This window comes from Methylobacterium sp. PvR107, assembly GCF_017833295.1.
GTDB lineage: Bacteria > Pseudomonadota > Alphaproteobacteria > Rhizobiales > Beijerinckiaceae > Methylobacterium.
In genome coordinates, this window is sequence record NZ_JAFIBW010000001.1 from 5,109,136 (window position 1) to 5,126,663 (window position 17,528).

General features: G+C 68.7%; 16 protein-coding genes. 6 read left to right on the top strand and 10 right to left on the bottom strand.

Translation table 11 applies throughout. From position 1 onward, the window contains the following. Positions 1-111: 111 nt before the first annotated feature. Positions 112-1,362 carry a phosphoglycerate dehydrogenase gene (serA, locus tag JOE48_RS24225; RefSeq protein ID WP_210033547.1) on the bottom strand — a complete coding sequence of 417 codons (1,251 nt, stop codon included), beginning with the start codon at positions 1,360-1,362 and terminating at the stop codon, positions 112-114. A gap of 324 nt (positions 1,363-1,686) precedes the next feature. Between serA and JOE48_RS24230 the strand changes: the two genes are divergently transcribed. Beyond that, a complete protein-coding gene (locus JOE48_RS24230) occupies positions 1,687-2,535 on the top strand; it encodes a transglutaminase-like domain-containing protein (RefSeq protein WP_210033548.1) in 849 nt (282 codons plus the stop codon). Between the two features lie 16 nt (positions 2,536-2,551). On the opposite strand, the gene JOE48_RS24235 is transcribed toward JOE48_RS24230, so the two are convergent. Beyond that, positions 2,552-3,319 (bottom strand): Crp/Fnr family transcriptional regulator, encoded by a 768-nt coding sequence (locus JOE48_RS24235; protein ID WP_210033549.1) that lies wholly within the window; start codon positions 3,317-3,319, stop codon positions 2,552-2,554. Positions 3,320-3,906: 587 nt separating this feature from the next. On the opposite strand from JOE48_RS24235, the gene rpsA reads away from it, so the two are divergent. The 4 genes from rpsA (at position 3,907) to JOE48_RS24255 (ending at position 7,669) form a co-directional block, all read left to right on the top strand. Next, the gene (rpsA, locus tag JOE48_RS24240) at positions 3,907-5,619 is read left to right on the top strand and encodes a 30S ribosomal protein S1 (protein WP_210033551.1); all 1,713 of its coding nucleotides are present in this window, start codon (positions 3,907-3,909) and stop codon (positions 5,617-5,619) included. Between the two features lie 340 nt (positions 5,620-5,959). Then, complete coding sequence (gene sppA, locus JOE48_RS24245) at positions 5,960-6,922, top strand: signal peptide peptidase SppA (RefSeq protein WP_210033553.1); 963 nt, start codon at positions 5,960-5,962, stop codon at positions 6,920-6,922. A gap of 48 nt (positions 6,923-6,970) precedes the next feature. Continuing rightward, positions 6,971-7,282: an integration host factor subunit beta gene (locus JOE48_RS24250; RefSeq protein WP_091785957.1), complete on the top strand. Its 312-nt coding sequence runs from the start codon at positions 6,971-6,973 to the stop codon at positions 7,280-7,282. A gap of 18 nt (positions 7,283-7,300) precedes the next feature. Next, positions 7,301-7,669 carry a LapA family protein gene (locus JOE48_RS24255; RefSeq protein ID WP_210036018.1) on the top strand — a complete coding sequence of 123 codons (369 nt, stop codon included), beginning with the start codon at positions 7,301-7,303 and terminating at the stop codon, positions 7,667-7,669. Between the two features lie 67 nt (positions 7,670-7,736). Here the strand turns inward: JOE48_RS24255 and JOE48_RS24260 are convergent, their stop codons facing one another. Next, positions 7,737-8,399 carry a phosphoribosylanthranilate isomerase gene (locus tag JOE48_RS24260; RefSeq protein ID WP_210033555.1) on the bottom strand — a complete coding sequence of 221 codons (663 nt, stop codon included), beginning with the start codon at positions 8,397-8,399 and terminating at the stop codon, positions 7,737-7,739. Positions 8,400-8,576: 177 nt separating this feature from the next. Between JOE48_RS24260 and JOE48_RS24265 the strand changes: the two genes are divergently transcribed. Further along, positions 8,577-8,957 (top strand): nuclear transport factor 2 family protein, encoded by a 381-nt coding sequence (locus JOE48_RS24265; RefSeq protein ID WP_210033557.1) that lies wholly within the window; start codon positions 8,577-8,579, stop codon positions 8,955-8,957. Positions 8,958-9,272: 315 nt separating this feature from the next. Here JOE48_RS24265 and JOE48_RS24270 read toward each other — a convergent pair whose 3' ends face one another. From JOE48_RS24270 to JOE48_RS24300, 7 genes are all read right to left on the bottom strand, one after another. Then, a complete protein-coding gene (locus tag JOE48_RS24270; RefSeq protein WP_210033558.1) occupies positions 9,273-10,379 on the bottom strand; it encodes a DUF2125 domain-containing protein in 1,107 nt (368 codons plus the stop codon). Positions 10,380-10,518: 139 nt separating this feature from the next. Then, on the bottom strand, positions 10,519-10,965 hold the full coding sequence (locus JOE48_RS24275) for a hypothetical protein (protein WP_210033559.1): 447 nt from the start codon (positions 10,963-10,965) through the stop codon (positions 10,519-10,521). A gap of 125 nt (positions 10,966-11,090) precedes the next feature. Next, a complete protein-coding gene (locus tag JOE48_RS24280) occupies positions 11,091-11,870 on the bottom strand; it encodes a 1-acyl-sn-glycerol-3-phosphate acyltransferase (RefSeq protein WP_210036021.1) in 780 nt (259 codons plus the stop codon). A gap of 73 nt (positions 11,871-11,943) precedes the next feature. Further along, on the bottom strand, positions 11,944-12,462 hold the full coding sequence (locus JOE48_RS24285; RefSeq protein ID WP_210033560.1) for a hypothetical protein: 519 nt from the start codon (positions 12,460-12,462) through the stop codon (positions 11,944-11,946). A 96-nt stretch (positions 12,463-12,558) separates the two neighbouring features. Further along, on the bottom strand, positions 12,559-15,756 hold the full coding sequence (locus tag JOE48_RS24290; RefSeq protein ID WP_210033561.1) for an efflux RND transporter permease subunit: 3,198 nt from the start codon (positions 15,754-15,756) through the stop codon (positions 12,559-12,561). Positions 15,757-15,863: 107 nt separating this feature from the next. Continuing rightward, the gene (locus JOE48_RS24295) at positions 15,864-17,018 is read right to left on the bottom strand and encodes an efflux RND transporter periplasmic adaptor subunit (RefSeq protein WP_210033562.1); all 1,155 of its coding nucleotides are present in this window, start codon (positions 17,016-17,018) and stop codon (positions 15,864-15,866) included. A 145-nt stretch (positions 17,019-17,163) separates the two neighbouring features. After that, the gene (locus tag JOE48_RS24300; RefSeq protein ID WP_210036023.1) at positions 17,164-17,484 is read right to left on the bottom strand and encodes a rhodanese-like domain-containing protein; all 321 of its coding nucleotides are present in this window, start codon (positions 17,482-17,484) and stop codon (positions 17,164-17,166) included. Positions 17,485-17,528: the final 44 nt, after the last annotated feature.

A 17,528-nucleotide genomic window follows, 5' to 3' on the forward strand; every position in this document is an offset into this window, starting at 1 on the left:
GGTCGCACGCCACTTGAACAGCGGCCGGCATGGCCACGCAAGACGAACGCGGCAGTCGCAGGCACGTTCACGCGGGCAGCGTAAATGCCCGCCGATTGCGTAACCGTGCGCTCAGCGCCGCTCGTAGAGCAGTCGGGCGCGGATGGTGCCCGGTATGGCCCGGATCTCGTCGAGCAGCCCCTCCGCATCCGCGTCGGTGGCGTCCGTCTCCAGCACCACGTAACCGACCTCGCCGTCGGTCTGGTAGAACTGCGCCGCGATGTTGACGTGGCCCCGGGAGAACACGTCGTTGAGGCGCCCCAGCATGCCTGGCAGGTTGCGCTGGACGTGGATGAAGCGCGTGCCGGTCGGCCGGGCGGGCAGTTGCACCTGCGGGAAATTCACCGCACCGACCGTCGAGCCGATATCGGAATAGTCCACGAGCTTGCGGGCCACTTCCGCCCCGATGCGCTCCTGGGCCTCCTCCGTCGAGCCGCCGACATGCGGCGTGAGGATGACGTTCTCGATCTCCTGGAGCGGACTCACGAAGGCCTCGGCGTTTGAGCCCGGCTCCACGGGAAAGACGTCGACCGCGGCACCCTTGAGGTGGCCGTCGCGCAGGGCCGCCGCGAGCGCGTCGAGATCGACCACGGTGCCGCGCGCGTTGTTGATCAGGAACGCACCGGGTTTCATGGCCCGGATCTCGGCGTCGCCGATCATGTTGGCCGTGGCGTCGGTCTCCGGCACGTGGAGCGAAACGACGTCGCTCTGGGCAAGCAGCTCGTGCAGCGTCTCGGTCGGCTCGGTATTCCCGTGGCGCAGCTTGTCCGTGTGATCGTAGAACAGGACGCGCATGCCCATGGCTTCCGCCAGGGTGGAGAGCTGCGTTCCGATATTGCCGTAGCCCACGATGCCGAGCGTCTTGCCGCGGACCTCGAGCGAGCCGACCGCCGACTTGTCCCAGCGGCCGGCATGAGCGCCGACCGAGCGCGGCACGATCCGGCGCAGCAGCATCACGATCTCGCCGATCGTCAGCTCGGCCACCGAGCGGGTGTTCGAGAACGGCGCGTTGAAGACCGGGATGCCGCGGTGGCGCGCCGCCTCGAGATCGACCTGATTCGTCCCCACCGAGAAGCAGCCCACCGCGAGCAGCCGGTCCGCAGCCTCGAAGGCTGCCGCGTCGAGCTGCGTCCGGGAGCGGATGCCCACCATGTGCACCCCCTGGAGTGCCGCGTGCAGGGCCTCTCGATCAAGCGCCTTCGGCAGCCGCGTCAGGTTGGTGTAGCCGGCCGCGCGCATCAGCGCGACGGCACTGTCATTGATGCCTTCGAGCAGCAGGACCCGGATCTTGTCCTTGGGCAGGGAGAGCTTGTCGGGCGTCATCGGCATCGATCGTCTGGCACCGGGTCTCGGCGGGGTCCGGGCGTTCCGGCCCCCACGGCGGCAGGGATACGAGCGTGCCCTGTGCGATGCAACATGGCGCTGAGCCGGGCAGAGCTGTGCTGCCGCGACAGGCCCTGGGGTCAGTCGCGCGAAGACATCGGGCGCCGGCGCGCGCCGCGCCTGCTGAATATTAGAGCAGGCCGCCAGGCAGTAACTGTGATTCCAAGTGGAACTCTGCTTCGGCTCATCGCTTTCCAAGGCCCTGGATTGACACCACCGGCCACTCGCCCAGCCGAGCGGCGGTTTACGACATGGTTCCCGACGATGCAGATTCGCACCGGTTTTTCGATCGCCCTCGATACTGTCGGCCCGACGCCGATGAACCTGCTCCTGAACGTGCGTCCGGAGCGCCGGAGCGATCTCGTGACCCCGGAGACGATCACGTTCGATCCGCCGATCCCCGCCCGCCAGCACGTCGATGAATTCGGCAATGCCTGCACGCGCATCGTCGCGCCGGGCGGCCGGATCACCATGGCGGCCGATTTCACGATCGCCGACAGCGGCCTCCCGGACGATCAGGCACCCAGCGCGCGCCAGCGCGCCGTGCAGGATCTGCCCGATGATGTCCTGATGTACCTGCTCGGCTCGCGCTACTGCGATACCGACAAGCTCTCGGGCGTCGCATGGTCGCTGTTCGGCGGCACGCCGCAAGGCTGGGCGCGGGTCCAGGCGATTGTCGACTTCGCCCACGCGCATCTGCGCTTCGACTACCAGCAGGCCGACGCAACCCGCACCGCCTTCGACGGCTACACCCAGCGGGTCGGGGTCTGCCGGGATTTCGCGCATCTGGCGATCACCCTGTGCCGCTGCATGAACATCCCGGCGCGCTACGCCACCGGCTATCTCGGCGATATCGGCGTGCCGAAGGATCCCGCGCCGATGGACTTCTCGGCGTGGTTCGAAGTCTATCTCGACGGACCCGACGGCCCGCGCTGGTACACGTTCGACGCCCGTCACAACCGGCCGCGGATCGGCCGCATCGTCATGGCCCGCGGACGGGACGCGACCGACTGCGCCCTGACGACGAGCTTCGGCGCCGCGCACCTCGCTCGGTTCGACGTCCATACCGACGAAGTGGAGGGCGCAGCCGCGCCCCTGGCCCGCGCAGCCTGAGGGCGGCTGAATGCGGCTAGGCGGGTTCGGCCGTCTCGCGGACGGCCGGCGCGTTGTTGCCCTGGTGAAGGAAGGTCGGATCGAACTCAGCCACCGCGACCAGGGCATCCCAATCCTCGATCGTCAGAACCCCGCTGCTGAGGGTGACCAGCTTGCGTGCCCGCAAGGTGCGCAAGACCCGGTTGAGGTGCACGCTCGTCAAGCCCAGCGAATCGGCTAATTCCGCCTGCTTCGGGGCCAGGGAGAATCTGAGGCCGTTCACCAGTCCGACCGCGCGCAGCCGGAGATACAGCTCGCAGAACAGGTGCGCGACGCGCCCGAGCGCCTGACGTCGGCCCAGGCTGGTGATCCGTTCGCGGTAATGGGCCCCGTCGATCAGGGTATCGCGCCACAGGGCATCCGCGAGATCCGGGTGCCGCCGGAGGGTCCGGCGCAGGGCGTCGTGCGGGATGAAGGCGATGGTGCAGGGCGTCAGGGTAGCCAGATTGTGGTCCATCTGATGCAGGTGCAGGCTCTGCAGGTCCGGCATGTCGCCCGCGATATAGAACGACAGGATCTGCCGGCCGCCCTCCGACAGAGCCGCATAGCGCGAGACCCAGCCCTGGAGCACGAGGCAGCATTGGCTCGGCCGGTCGCGGAACCGGGCGATATCGTGGCGGCCCGGCAGATTCCGAACCGTGTGGGGCAGATCGAGGATCGCGGTCCGATCCGAATCGGCCAGGAATGTGATGCTGTCGAGCTTGCGCGCCAGCATCTCCAACGGTGAATGTCGTCCGGTCGGCATCGGCGCTTCAGGCCCCGGGCCGCCCGACCAGATGGGACGACCGCGGCCGACACGCTTCAGCCGGACGGTGGAGACGGAAGCGCAGCACGTTCATTCCTCCCGACCGGACATCGATCGGCTTCCGCCTGCCGGCACCGTCTTTGACCCCGGTGCGCCACGCGATCGGCGAAGCGATGGCCCTGCTGGACGAGCAGGATCACGTCGCCGTTGCCGGAAGCCCTCGTGTCTGCCGCCAGAGGTATCGCGCCCGCACGGTAGCGGGCAAGGGCGGCGGGCAAAAGCGGTAACACGCCGCGGACGCCTCTTCCGCAGCGGCGCGAACGCACCCCTTCGGTTGAAGTCGCAGGGCCGATGCTGTATGGCACGCGCGTCCTCCCGGATCCGCTCTCGCGCGCTCGTCATCGTTGCGCCCGCCGGGCCGCCGGCTGGACCGCCCTCGTCATCCGTATCGACGCGTCGGCAAGCCGGCTCCCACGGGACCGGTCGCTTCTCCCGAAAGACTCCGGGGAGGCCGCGGCGAGCGAGGGTGCCTGCAACGCGAGCCGCCGACGCAACGGGCCTCCGCCGGAGGCCGTTCAGGAGAGAGAATGTCCGCAGGTACCGCTCTGGGGCGCAGCCCGAGCCGCGACGATTTCGCCGCACTCCTCGAGGAGAGCTTCCTCGAACACGAGATCACCGAAGGCTCCGTCGTCAAGGGTCGCGTCGTCGCGATCGAGAAGGACGTGGCCGTCATCGACATCGGCGCCAAGACGGAAGGCCGTGTCGCCCTCAAGGAATTCACCGGCCCCGGCCGGGAAGGCGAGCTGAAGGTCGGCGACGAGGTCGAGGTCTACGTCGACCGGATCGAGAACGCGCTGGGCGAAGCCGTGATCTCGCGCGACAAGGCGCGCCGCGAGGAGAGCTGGGTCAAGCTCGAGAAGTCGTTCGAGAACAACGACCGCGTCACCGGCACGATCTTCAACCAGGTCAAGGGCGGCTACACCGTCGACCTCGACGGCGCCGTGGCGTTCCTGCCGCGCTCGCAGGTCGATATCCGCCCGGTCCGCGACGTCACCCCGCTGCTGGGCACCCCGCAGCCGTTCCAGATCCTCAAGATGGATCGCCGCCGCGGCAACATCGTCGTGTCGCGCCGGACGGTGCTCGAGGAGAGCCGCGCCGAGCAGCGCTCCGAGCTGGTGGCCAACCTTGAGGAAGGTCAGGTCATCGACGGCGTCGTCAAGAACATCACCGAGTACGGCGCCTTCGTCGATCTCGGGGGAATCGACGGCCTGCTGCACGTCACCGACATGGCGTGGCGCCGCGTGAACCACCCGTCCGAGGTCGTGACCATCGGCCAGACGGTCAAGGTCAAGATCATCAAGATCAACCATGAGACGCACCGCATCTCGCTCGGCATCAAGCAGCTTCTGGCCGATCCGTGGGAGGGCATCGCCGCCCGCTACCCGGAGGGCGCCAAGCTCAAGGGCCGCGTGACCAACATCACCGATTACGGCGCCTTCGTGGAGCTGGAGCCGGGGATCGAGGGCCTGATCCACGTCTCCGAGATGAGCTGGACCAAGAAGAACGTCCATCCGGGCAAGATCGTCTCCACCTCCCAGGAGGTCGAGGTTCAGATCCTGGAGGTCGATCCGGTCAAGCGCCGCATCTCGCTCGGTCTCAAGCAGACCCTGCAGAACCCCTGGGAGGGCTTCGCCGAGAAGCACCCGGTCGGCTCCGAGGTCGAGGGCGAGGTCAAGAACAAGACCGAGTTCGGCCTGTTCATCGGCCTCGAGGGCGATGTCGACGGCATGGTCCACCTGTCGGATCTCGACTGGAACCGTCCCGGCGAGCAGGTCATCGAGGAGTTCAAGAAGGGCGACATGGTCCGCGCCCAGGTTCTCGACGTCGATGTCGAGAAGGAGCGGATCTCGCTGGGCGTGAAGCAGCTCGGCGGTGACCCCTTCGCCGAGGCCGGCGAGATCAAGAAGGGTCAGATCGTCACCTGCGAGGTGATCGAGGTGAAGGATGCCGGCGTCGAGGCGAAGATCGTCGACACCGACATGACCACCTTCATCCGTCGCGCCGAGCTCGCCCGCGACCGCGGCGACCAGCGCCCCGAGCGCTTCGCCGCCGGCGAGAAGTTCGACGCCCGCGTCGTTCAGTTCGACCGGAAGGCCCGCCGCGTGCAGGTCTCGATCAAGGCCCTCGAGATGGCCGAGGAGAAGGAGGCGATGGCCCAGTTCGGCTCGGCCGATTCGGGTGCCTCCCTCGGCGACATCCTGGGCGCCGCCTTCAACAAGAAGCGCTCCGACGACGAGTAAGACGCCTCTCTGCCGCCCGGCTCGTCCGGGCGGCGGATCCGAAATTCCAGGAACCCGCGCAGGACCACCGTCCTGCGCGGGTTCTTTTTTGGCGCGACAATTCAAGGTTGTTGATGGCGGATCGCAGGTCGGGTCGGCCCCTGCGAGGCGACAGGGGCGGGCCACCCCGTCATTTTCTTCGTCCGCCCCATATCCACGCCCGCGGTAAATGCTTTAGAACACCGGCCTCGCTCGGCTCCGGCCGAGTGAGCCGAAGGAAACCAAGGACTTGCCCGGCGCGGGAGCGTGGCTCCCGCACCCCGTCGAGGGGAGCGGCCGGGGCTTCAGGGGAAGGCACAGCATGGCAGCCGACGCCGAACTGCTGATCGACCGGCGGCGCCTGCGCCGCAGGTTGTCTCTCTGGCGCGTGCTCGGCATCGGTGGCCTGATCGTGGCCGTCGGCGCCGTCGGCTACCGGGTCCGCACCGGCGCGGAGGGCGGCTTCGCCGTGCGGCCGCAGATCGCCCGCATCTCCGTCTCGGGCTTCATCGCGGGCAGCGAGGCCACCGCCAAGCTGATGAAGCGGGTCGGCGACGCGGCTGCCGTGAAGGGCGTGATCGTCTCGATCAACTCGCCCGGCGGCACGACCACGGGCTCGGAGGAGATCTTCCGCAACCTTCGGGCGCTGGCCGCCAAGAAGCCGATCGTCGCCTTCGTCGACGGCACCGCCGCCTCCGGGGCCTACATCACCGCCATCGCGGCCGACCACATCGTGGCGCGCGAGACGAGCCTCGTCGGCTCGATCGGCGTGCTGTTCCAGTACCCGGATGTGTCGGGTCTCCTGGACAAGGTCGGCGTCAAGGTCGAGTCGGTGAAGTCGTCGCCGCTGAAGGCCGAGCCGTCGGGCTTCACCCCGACCTCGCCGGAAGCGCGTGCGGCGCTCGCCGCGGTGGTCGGCGACACCTACGCGTGGTTCAAGGGCCTCGTGGCCGAACGGCGGGGCATGGATCCGGGCCAGCTCGCCACCGTCTCGGATGGCCGCGTCTTCAGCGGCCGCCAGAGCGTGCCGCTGAAGCTGGTGGACGAGCTCGGCAGCGAGCGCCAAGCCGCGGCGTGGCTGGAGAGCGCCCGCGGCGTCCAGAAGGACCTGCCGATCAAGGATTGGAAGCCCTCGACCGAGAGCAATTTCTCCCTGTGGTCCGCGGCCGGCATCGGCGCCGATCTCCTCGGGCTCGACGGCCTTGCGGCCCGGCTCCGAGCCGTCGGCTCCGAGGCACAGGCCGCGCAGGGCGGGCTGCTGGCGCTCTGGCGCCCGGCTCCCTGAACGTCCGCTCTCCGCAGCCCGCCAGATCCCGCGAGAAGACCAGACGCCATGATCAAGTCGGAGCTCGTCCTCAAGATCGCCGAGCAGAACCCGCATCTCTACCAACGCGACGTGGAGATCCTGGTCAACGCGATCCTCGACACCATTTCCGACGCGCTGGCTCGTGGCGACCGGGTGGAGCTGCGCGGCTTCGGCGCGTTCTCGGTGAAGCGTCGCGAGGCGCGCCGGGGACGCAACCCGCGCACGGGCGCGGCCGTTGCCGTGTCCGAGAAGGCGATCCCGGTGTTCAAGACCGGCAAGGAGATGCGCCAGCGCCTCAACGCCGCTGGCATCGGCGAGAGCGCCTCGGCCGCCGAATAGGAAGGACCTGTGAGCGCGATGATCCGTTTCCTGAAGAGCCTCGTGCTACTGCCGATCGCCGCTCTGGTGATCCTGCTGGCGGTCGCCAATCGCGCGCCGGTGCAGCTCTCCTTCGATCCGTTCAACGCGGACGCGCCGGTCTTCAGCGTCGCCTTGCCGCTCTACGCGATCCTGTTCGGCGCGGTGGCGCTGGGGATCGTGGTCGGCGGCATCTTCACTTGGCTCGGCCAGGGCAAGACCCGCGCCCGGGCGCGCTACCATCGCCGTGAGGCGGTCCGGTACGAGCGCGAGGCGACCCGGCTGCGGACCTACGCGCCGGAGAGCGAGACCGCCAGCCCCTACACGGTCCCGAATACGGGCCGCGCCGCCCTGCCGGCGCCGCGATAGGGCCTGCCGGCAGCTCGTCACGCGTGGGGAAGGCGCCGTTCATGAACCGCCCGCGTCTCCCGAAAGCCTAGCGGGTTGCCCGCGCGGCCGCCACGAAGGCCGCGATCCTGTCAGGATCCTTGATGCCCGGCGCTGATTCGACCCCTGACGAGACGTCGACGGCGCGTATTCCCGTATCGGCCAGGGCTTCGGCGACGTTGGCGGCGTCGAGCCCGCCCGACAGCATCGTGCCGTCCGGAAGATCGGCGCCGCGCAGTAGCTCCCAGTCGAAGCGGCGGCCGTTTCCGCCCGGCAGTGCCGCACCCGCCGGCGCCTTCGCGTCGAGAAGGATCCGGTCGGCCACGGCCGCGTAGGCGGGCACGGCCGCGAGGTCTGCGCGCGTCGCGATGCCGAGCGCCTTCATCACCGGACGGCCCGTAGCCGCACGGATCGCCGCGACGCGCGCGGGGCTCTCGCGCCCATGGAGTTGGATCAGATCCGGATCAGCTGCCGCCACGGCTGCCGCCACCAGCGCGTCGTCCGGATCGACGAGCAGGATCACGCGCTCGGCCCGTCCGCGGGCCAGTGCCGACAGGGCGGCGGCCTGCGCGAGACTGACGTGCCGCGGGCTGCGCGCGAAGTGGACCAGCCCGATCCAATCCGCCCCGGTCTCGAGGGCGGCGGCCAGGGTCGCTTCGGTGCTGAGCCCGCAGATCTTCACGCGGGTCGGGACGATGGTCTCGAAAGCCATGTGCTTCCTATAGCGGATTCCGTGTTGCCGATCAGGACCTCCGCGCCGCAGGGCAGCGTCCCGCCGGAGCGCCGTCGCGCGCCGAGATGGCTCGCCCACTTCGGCCAGCAGCCTGCGCCGGGACAAGTGCGTGCTATGGTGGGCCAAGGTTTCCGGGCATGCTTGAGGAGGCTCGTTATGGATGATCAAGAGATTCGAGAGGCTCTGGATCGCCATTGGGCCGCATCCGACCTAGGCGACTTCGATCAAGAGCATGAAATCTATCGGGACGAGGCAGTCCTCGAGTACCCGCAATCCGGCGAGCGCATCCGCGGGCGGCAAAACATCCAATCCGCGCGCGCTGCCCAACCGAATCGAAAACGCTTCACGGTGCGGCGGATCATCGGTGCAGGCGGCGTCTGGATTACCGAATATGTTCTCACGTATGACGGGCAACCGTCTTACACCGTGAGCATCATGGAGTTTCTGGACGGGCAGGTCATCCGGGAAACGCAGTATTTCGGCGACGCGTTCGAGCCGGGACCGTCCCGGGCGCAATGGGTCGAGCGGATGGCCTGAACCTGGTCGCGAAGAAGGAACGACGCCGCGTTCGGGTCGACACGCTCGTTACGCGGTTCTGCCTGGGGTGCTGCGCGGCCCGAACGGCCGTCATCGGTCGCGGCGCTTGCAATCAGGTCGCGTGCGTCAAGCACGGACCACGGGAGCCATGCCCGATCGCGTCGTGACAGGTCACAGGCCCCTTCGGAGAAGGCTCGTCCCATCGCTTCCCCCCATCCTGAGGTGCCGGCGCTTGCGGGCCTCGAAGGGGGCTGAAGGGATCGCTGGCGCGCGCGATGCAGCGTCTCCCGTGGCCGGAAGCGATCGGAAGCGGTTCTAGTACAGCGCCGGCACGTGAACGTTCGGGATCGGGAAGCCGCTGAAGACGAGCCTTCCATCGACCAGCCGCAGCGGCGGCAGCGCCTTCAGGGGCGCACCGTCGACCGGTGTCTCCGCATCCGGCCGTCGGCCGAGGCCCAGAAGACCGCCGACCAGCTGACCGACCAACGCGCCTCTGTCGGAGCCGAAGCGCTGGCCGACGATGCTGCCGATCAGGGCGTCGACGCCAGCCGCCCGCAGATCGATCTGACCCGCCGGACGATGGGCGGAGTCGAGGGCGAGGTTCCCCTTGGCCTGCACCCGCTGGTCGCCCTTCGCCAGGGAGACCCCGGTGAGTTCCAGGGCGCCGCCGGCCTGCCGCCAGCGCTCCAGCTCGCGCGCCACCGTTCCAGTGCGCAGCACAGCGGCTTGCGTGAGGGTCACGTCCAGAGCGAGATCGGCCGGATCGCGGGTTCCCGTGAGGGCGTCGAACTGCGGCACCGCCGCCTGGGTCAGACGCAGATTTACATCCACCGCGCCGTCGGATCCGTAGCGGCCGGGCGTCGGTCGGGCATGCAGCTCCAGGTGCCGGCTTGCGACCGCGATGGGACCGGGCTCCGCGCCCGTCACGGTGATGTCGGGGTTGTCGACGACCAGCGACGCGCGGGTAAATCCCTCCGCGGCGCCGTGAAAGCTGCCCTGCAGGCCCTTCCAGGAGGCGTCGCCGACCAGGTCGCCCTGCTCGACGTGGAACGGGCCGGCGCTCTCAAACACGACGAGGCGGGGCTGGTAGATCTGCGCGACCGCGGTGCTCGGCCCAAGCCGGAACCGCCCGTCGGCGCGCTCCAGGGTCACCGCGCTGCAGCGCATCTCGATGCGGAACGGGTAGCCGCCGAGGGAGCGGTCGGCGCAGGTCCAGGTGCGGCCGGCGGCCGCCTCGCGGGCGATCCAGGCATCGATCTCGCTGGCGGCGCGCGCGCGGATCCAGAACCAGCCGGCAGACCATCCGATCGCCACGAGGGCGAGCAGGATGTAGGGCAGGAACAGCCCGAGGCGGGAACGCCGTACGCCCTGCGCCGGCGGCGTTGAAGCGATACCGTCCGGCCGCGTCCGATCCTGCACCATGCGCTCCGCTCCCCGACCCGATCCCCGCAGGGACATCGCGGCCCCGGCTTGAGGCCACGCAAGGGGCAAAACTGGGGCAGCGCTGTGCCCGGTCGACCGAAGCGGGCGGCGATCGGCCTACCCGCTCCGGCTTTTCCGGTCAGACCTGCGCCGGCTCGACGCTGTCGACCTGCAAGTCCTCGACGATCGCCACCCGCTCGGCCTCGTTCTCGGCGAGCCGGTGCACGTGCATCTCTGTCGCTCCCCGACCGCGCACCCGGTCGAGCCAGGTCCGCCGCAGGTGATCGCGCGGGCTCTCGCTGGAGCTGGCGACCGAGACCATCTCGGCCATGCCGGCCTTGTCGCGGCGCACCGCGATCACCACGGCCTGCGCCATCTCGTCGAGGTCGAAGCCTCCGGCGGAATGGACACCCACGACGTAGCGCCGGCCGGAGCGGCCGCGCCAAGCCGAGAGGGGAAGCGCGGGCGAGCCGCGCAGGCCCGCCGTCGTCTTGAGGCGTTCTTCACGCACATCCTGCCTCCGCGTGCGATCGTCCTTCAGGTCGCGAAGCGCGGCCGACCAGGACAGGGCTCTTCTGTTCGCCATTTGTTCCAACCTAGCGCGCACTATCCACAGGCGTCAAGCACGACGTTCCTTGGGAGGGATGTGGGAGTTACGCCCGCTATCCACAAGCCGGTTGGGCTGGCTCTGCGCCGGCTAGGGTGAGCAGGTCAGCGGCGCGGTGCGGCCGCCGCCGAAGCCTCGGGTGCGGGGACCGCGTGACCTGCGGCAGCGAGCCCGTGGAGTCCCGCCGCGACGAGGGCGTTCGATGCGGTTTCGAGGCGCTCCTGCGCCAACGCCTGGAAATCCTGCCTGGGTAGCCCCGGCGGGATCGGCGGCAGGAACTCGATCACCGCCAGACCCGGACGGCGCAGCAGGCTGTTGCGGGCCCAGAACAGGCCGGTGTTCAGTGCCACCGGCACGCATGGAACCTGCAGCGCCGTGTAAAGATGCGACAGGCCCTGCTTGTAGGCCGGGGCCGCCCCGACCGGGCGGCGGGTCCCCTCGGGGAAGATGATGAGCTGGCGCCCCTGCCGAATCGCCTCTCCGGCGGCGGCGTTCATGAGGCTCATGGCCCGGGTGCCCTTGGATCGGTCGATCGCCACCATGCCGCTGCGCGACAGGTACCAGCCGATCAGCGGGATGAGCAGCAGCTCCCGCTTCAGGATGTAGGTGAAGTCCGGCAGCACGGTGCAGAGAGCCAGGGTCTCCAGGGCCGACTGGTGCTTCGCCGCCACCAGCAGCGGCCCCGGCGGGATGTTGTCCAGCCCGCGGAACTCCACCCGGATGCCGGCGACCACGCGCAGCAGCCAGAGGGTGATCCGCCCCCAGGCGCGAGCCAGCCGCAGCACCGACCGGCCGGAGACCAGCATGGGCAGACCGCCGAGGGCGAGGACCGTCGTCACGGCGTAGAAGCAGATGTTGAAGGCGAGGGAGCGCAGGGCGAGCATCGGGAACCGTATCGTGGGCATCCCCTGTAGCGCGCCCGCCCGTCCGGGGCCAAGGGCGGCGTCGCCGGGCTGTTCAGGCGCCCTCGGTCCAGCGGCGGTCTCTGGTGAGGCCGGCGCCCCGCCCAGCCACGAGCCAGTAGACCAGCCCCGCGCTCGCCCCGACGACGAAGAGGATCAGCGTCAGGCGCGCCTCAGCGGCCAGAAGGCCGGCATCGCGCGCAACGCCCCCCGCCCGGACGGCGCCGCGGGTCAGCCAGGGGAGGGCGGCGGTCAACAGGCCGCAGCCGGCGCCGTACCACACCAGGCCGCGTCGCCCGAGGACCTCGCCGCCGAGGCCGATCAGGGCCGGCGGCACGAACAGCAGGACGAACAGCGCCTTGGCGAGGCCGGCGACGAACAGAACCACCCCTTCCGGCGGCAGCCCGGCCGACAGGTCCGACAGGGCCATGTCGAGGCCGGCCAGTGCCCCGCCGGTCAGCCAGGCCTGGGCGGCCGGATCGACCAGCAGAGCCAGGATCAGCACGGCGAAGCCCGCCGGGACGGCGAGCAGGAGGGCGAAGGCCCCGAGGATCAGGCGGCCGAGGAGGTGCATGCCGGACAGCCTCTACACCGGGCGCACCCGCCCGTCGCGCGAAAGCCCGCCCGATCCTCGCAGGATCGGGCGGGCTTTCCGGAGCGACGCGGCGCGTCAGCCGTGGGCGGGCGCAGCGTCGCCGTGGTCGCCGTGGCTGTGCTTCTTCCGGAACCGGCCGAGCCAGATCGAGAGGTGCCGGATCACCACGTAGAAGACCGGCGTCAGGAACAGGCCGAAGAAGGTCGCGCCGATCATCCCGAAGAACACCGCGGTGCCGAGCGCCTGACGCATCTCGGCGCCGGGGCCGGTGGCGATGACCAGCGGCAGCGTGCCGAGGATGAACGCGAAGGCGGTCATCAGGATCGGGCGCAGGCGCAGGCGGCAGGCTTCCACCGCCGCGTCGACCGGGCCCAGATGTTCCCGCTGCTCGATGTCGTGCGCGAATTCCACGATCAGGATCGCGTTCTTGGCAGCCAAGCCGATGAGCACGATGAGGCCGATCTGGGTCAGGATGTTGTTGTCCTGACCGCGGAACTGCACGCCTGCGAGCGCCGCGAGCACGCCGGTCGGCACCACCAGCAGGATCGCGAGCGGCAGGGCCCAGGATTCGTACTGCGCGGCCAGCACGAGGAAGACCAGAAGCACGCCCAGGGCGAAGACCGCGCCCGCCGTGCCGCTCGCCGCCTTCTGCTGATAGGCGATCTCGGTCCAGTCGTACGAATAGCCTTCGGGCAGGTTCTTCTTGGCAATTTCCTCCATGGCGTCGAGCGCCTGACCGGTCGAGATGCCGGGCTTGGCCACGCCCTGCACCGGGACCGAGTAGTACAGGTTGAACCGCTGCACGATCTGCGGCCCCGTCACGTCGCGGACCGAAGCGAGCGTGCCCATGGGCACCAGCGCGCCGGTGGAAGAGCGCACCTTGATCTGGGAGATGTCCTGGATCGACGTGCGGAAGGCGGCGTCGCCCTGCAGGCGCACCTGATAGATGCGACCCAGGGTGTTGAAGTCGTTGACGTACGTGCCGCCGAGATCCGCCTGGACCGATGAGAACACGTTGGCGAGCGGCACGTTCAGCATCCGCGCGATGGTGCGGTCGATGTCGAGGAAGAGCTGCGGCGTCGAATTGTCGAAGGTCGTGAAGACGCGCTGCACGTCGGAACTATGGTTCGCCTGACCGATCACCGCGCCGGCCGCGGCCATCAGCGGGCCGATCTCCGACGATTGCCGGCTCTCGATCTGCATCTTGAAGCCGCCACCGCTGCCGAGACCCCGGACGGGCGGCGGCGGGATCACGATCACCCGGGCCTCCTGGATGTCCGAGGTAGCCTTCAGCACGTCGCCGGTGATGACGGCGGCACTCCGACCGACTTTCGCGCGCTCCTTCGCCCCCTTGAGGGTCAGGAACATCACGCCGGCATTGGTGGTGTTGGTGAAGGTCGCGCCGTCGAAGCCCGCGATGATGACCGCGTTGGCCACGCCGTCGACCGTACGGGCCTGCTTGGCGGCGCGCAGGATCACGTCCGTCGTGCGGTCGAGGGACGCGCCGGAGGGGAGCTGGACCACGCCGATCAGGTAGCCCTGGTCCTGGTCCGGGATGAAGCCCGTCGGCGTCGTCTGCGCGAGGTGGAGCGTGCCGGCAATCACCGCGGCGTAGATCAGCAGCATCACGCCCAAGCCGACGATCCCGCCGGTCAGGACGCGAATGGTCCGGCCATAGGCATTCGAGGTCGCGTCGAACGCGCGGTTGAAGCCGTTGGCCAGCCAAGCCACGAACCGCGTCAGGAAGAATTTCGGCTCCTTGCGGGCGTGGTGCGGCACCAGCAGCAGCTTGCAGAGCGCCGGCGACAGGGTCAGCGAGTTGAAGGCCGAGATCAGCGTCGAGGCCGCGATGGTCAGCGCGAACTGCTTGTAGAACTGGCCCGAGATTCCCGGGATGAACGCGGTCGGCACGAACACCGCCGCGAGCACCAGCGCGATGGCGATGACCGCACCGCCGACCTCGTCCATGGTCTTGTGCGCGGCATCGCCCGGCGACAGGCCCTCGGCCATGTTGCGCTCGACATTCTCCACCACCACGATCGCGTCGTCGACCACGATGCCGATGGCGAGCACCAGCCCGAACAGGGTCAGGTTGTTGAGCGAGAAGCCGAAGGCCGCCATCGCCGCGAAGGTGCCGATCAGCGACACGGGAATCGCGATCACCGGGATCAGCGCGGTCCGCCAGCTCTGCAGGAACACCAGCACCACGATGACGACGAGGCCGACCGCCTCGAACAGCGTCTTGTAGACCTCCTGGATCGATTCCTCGATGAACTCGGTCGGGTTGTAGGCGATGCGGTACTCGACATCCGGCGGGAAGTTCTTCTTGACCGTCTCCATCACCTTCTTGACCGACGCCGCCGCGTCGAGGGCATTGGTGCCCGGCCGCTGGAACGCGCCGATGCCGACCGCCGGCGTGTCGTTGAGGTAGGAATTGGTCGTGTAGTCCTTCTGGCCCATCTCCACGCGGGCGATATCCTTCACCCGGACAAGGCGCCCGTCCTGCGCCTTGATGATCACCTCGGCGAACTGCTCGGGCGTCTTGAACCGCGCCTGCGACTGCACGACGAGCTGGAACGCCTCGCTCTTGGCCGCGGGCGGGCCATTCAGCTGGCCGGCCGCGACCTGCACGTTCTGCTCCTGCAGCGCCGTGGTGACGTCGGTGACCGAGAGGCCGTAGGCGGCGAGCTTGTTCGGGTCGACCCAGATCCGCTCGGCGTATTCGTTGCCGCCGAAGATCGTGATGTCGCCGACGCCGTCGAGGCGCAGCAGCTCGTCGCGGATGTTCAGGTAGATGTAGTTCGCGAGGTAGTTCTGGTCGTAGGTCTTGTTCGGCGAGAGCAGGTGGACGACCAGCATCAGGTCGGGCGAGGCCTTGCGCACGGTGACGCCGAGGTTGCGCACGTCCGGCGGCAGGCGGGGCTGGGCCACCGAGAGCCGGTTCTGCACCAGCACGTTGGCGATATCGAGGTTAGTGCCGACCTTGAAGGTTACGGTCAGCAGCATGTTGCCGTCGTTGGTCGACAACGACGTCATGTACAGCATGTTGTCGACGCCGTTGACCTCCTGCTCGATCGGCGTCGCGATCGTGGCGGCGACGGTCTCGGCGTTGGCGCCCGGGTAGGAGGCGCGCACGGTCACGGTCGGCGGTACGATCTCGGGGTACTGCGAGACCGGCAGGCTCTCGTAGGCCACGAAGCCGAGGATCAGGAACACGATCGACGTGACGGACGCGAAGATCGGCCTGTCGACGAAGAAATGGGCGAAACGCATCGGTCAAACCTCTGAGGCCCGCCGGTCTCCCGGCCGGGGCCCTGCGTCGTCGGTGCGGGGCGCGCCGTTCAGCGCGCACGAAGGCAGTCGTATCGAGCCGGTCCGGCTCACGTCTTGCTCGGGGGCAGCTCGATCGTGTCGGGGGCCACCTTCGCGCCCGGCCGCACCCGCGAGAGGCCATTGACCACGACGGTCTCGTCGCCCTTCAGCCCGGACTGGATCACCCGGTAGCCGTCGACCTTGGGTCCCAGCACCACATCCTTCTGCTGGATCACGTTGTCGGGGCCGACGATGTAGACGATCCGCTTGTCCTGGTTCGCCGCCACCGCTTCGTCGGGAATCATCACGCCCTGGAACGGCTTGGTCGCCGGCATTGCGACGATGCCGAACAGGCCGGGCTTGATGAACAGGTCGCCGTTCGGGACGGTGGCGCGCAACAGGATCGTGCCGGTGGCGTTGTCGACGCGGTTGTCGACGAAGTCGAGCGTACCCTTGCGGGTCGGCTTCGGCTCACCGGAGAGGGCGATCAGGATCGGCACGCCCTTGCCCTGCTGGGTCTGCCCCATGCCGATGCCGAGGCTGCTCTGGTACTTCAGGAACGATTTCTCGTCGACGGTGAAGCTGAAATAGATCGGGTCGAGCGACACAATCGTGGTCAGCATCGTCTGGTCGGCACTGACGATGTTGCCCTCGGTGACGAGACGCCGGCTGATCCGGCCGTTGATCGGCGCCTTCACCTCGCTGAAGTCGAAATTCAGCTGGGCGTTGTTGAGGGCGGCCTGGGCGCTGTCGACATCGGCCTGCGCAGTCTGCGAAGCCTGCCGGCGCTGGTCGGTGACCTGCTCGGAGATGTTGCCGCTGCGCGACAGGGTCTGCGCGCGCTCCAGATCGGTCTGCGAGAAGGATTGCCGAGCCTTTGCTGAGGCCAGCGCCGCCTGGGCCTGCTCCAGCGCCGCCTTGTAGGGGCGGCGGTCGATGACGAACAGGAGATCGCCCTTCTTCACGGTCTGGCCGTCCGTGAAGTTGATCTTCTCCAGATACCCGGTGACGCGGGCGCGGACCTCGACGAAGTCGATCGGGTCGAACCGGCCGGTATATTGATCCTGTTCGACGATCTGGCGCACGACCGGCTTCGCCACGGTCACCTTGGGGGGCGGACCGCCCGGGGCCTGAGCCTGCGCCGGCGTCGCGAGGGGCCCCGCCGCCACGCCGGCGGCCAGTCCTGACAGTACGGTGAGAAGGCTGAAAAGCCGGCTGCGCATCGGGTCCTGCTGTCGGTTGGCCGACCCATCGGTCGCGCCGAGCGTGACGATTGTTCCGCCGCTGGGGCGCCCTAACCCGCACGAAACGATGTTGCTTGTGCGCGAGCGCACATCACAGGGCCGTGACCCGGATTGTTCCGGCACGCTATTCGATCGTTTCGCCGGCGCCGTACCAATCCTTGAAGCCGCCCTTGTAGTGCTCGGTGATCGCGACGCCGTCATTCTGCGCCGCCATGAGCGCGTGAACCGAGCGCACCCCGGACGCGCAGGAGAAGACGGGTCGCCGCCCATCGTCGGCGATCAGTGCGGCCACGGCCTGCGGATCGAAGCTGGAGAGCGGATGCGAGACGGCGCCCGGGATGTGTCCGGCCTCGTATTCGTGCGGCTCGCGCACATCGATCACCAGCATCGAGCCCTCGCTCAGCCCGCGCTTGATCGCTTCGCGATCGAGGTCGACCACCTGCATCGGCAGGATCTCCATTCCGCCCGGTCTCCGCGTGATCTGCGGAC

Bases quoted from the DNA above. Each gene is read 5' to 3' on its own strand.
- serA (WP_210033547.1), bottom strand. From the start codon at position 1,362: ATGACGCCCGACAAGCTCTCCCTGCCCAAGGACAAGATCCGGGTCCTG.
- JOE48_RS24230 (WP_210033548.1), top strand. From the start codon at position 1,687: ATGCAGATTCGCACCGGTTTTTCGATCGCCCTCGATACTGTCGGCCCG.
- JOE48_RS24235 (WP_210033549.1), bottom strand. From the start codon at position 3,319: ATGCCGACCGGACGACATTCACCGTTGGAGATGCTGGCGCGCAAGCTC.
- rpsA (WP_210033551.1), top strand. From the start codon at position 3,907: ATGTCCGCAGGTACCGCTCTGGGGCGCAGCCCGAGCCGCGACGATTTC.
- sppA (WP_210033553.1), top strand. From the start codon at position 5,960: ATGGCAGCCGACGCCGAACTGCTGATCGACCGGCGGCGCCTGCGCCGC.
- JOE48_RS24250 (WP_091785957.1), top strand. From the start codon at position 6,971: ATGATCAAGTCGGAGCTCGTCCTCAAGATCGCCGAGCAGAACCCGCAT.
- JOE48_RS24255 (WP_210036018.1), top strand. From the start codon at position 7,301: ATGATCCGTTTCCTGAAGAGCCTCGTGCTACTGCCGATCGCCGCTCTG.
- JOE48_RS24260 (WP_210033555.1), bottom strand. From the start codon at position 8,399: ATGGCTTTCGAGACCATCGTCCCGACCCGCGTGAAGATCTGCGGGCTC.
- JOE48_RS24265 (WP_210033557.1), top strand. From the start codon at position 8,577: ATGGATGATCAAGAGATTCGAGAGGCTCTGGATCGCCATTGGGCCGCA.
- JOE48_RS24270 (WP_210033558.1), bottom strand. From the start codon at position 10,379: ATGGTGCAGGATCGGACGCGGCCGGACGGTATCGCTTCAACGCCGCCG.
- JOE48_RS24275 (WP_210033559.1), bottom strand. From the start codon at position 10,965: ATGGCGAACAGAAGAGCCCTGTCCTGGTCGGCCGCGCTTCGCGACCTG.
- JOE48_RS24280 (WP_210036021.1), bottom strand. From the start codon at position 11,870: ATGCTCGCCCTGCGCTCCCTCGCCTTCAACATCTGCTTCTACGCCGTG.
- JOE48_RS24285 (WP_210033560.1), bottom strand. From the start codon at position 12,462: ATGCACCTCCTCGGCCGCCTGATCCTCGGGGCCTTCGCCCTCCTGCTC.
- JOE48_RS24290 (WP_210033561.1), bottom strand. From the start codon at position 15,756: ATGCGTTTCGCCCATTTCTTCGTCGACAGGCCGATCTTCGCGTCCGTC.
- JOE48_RS24295 (WP_210033562.1), bottom strand. From the start codon at position 17,018: ATGCGCAGCCGGCTTTTCAGCCTTCTCACCGTACTGTCAGGACTGGCC.
- JOE48_RS24300 (WP_210036023.1), bottom strand. From the start codon at position 17,484: ATGCAGGTGGTCGACCTCGATCGCGAAGCGATCAAGCGCGGGCTGAGC.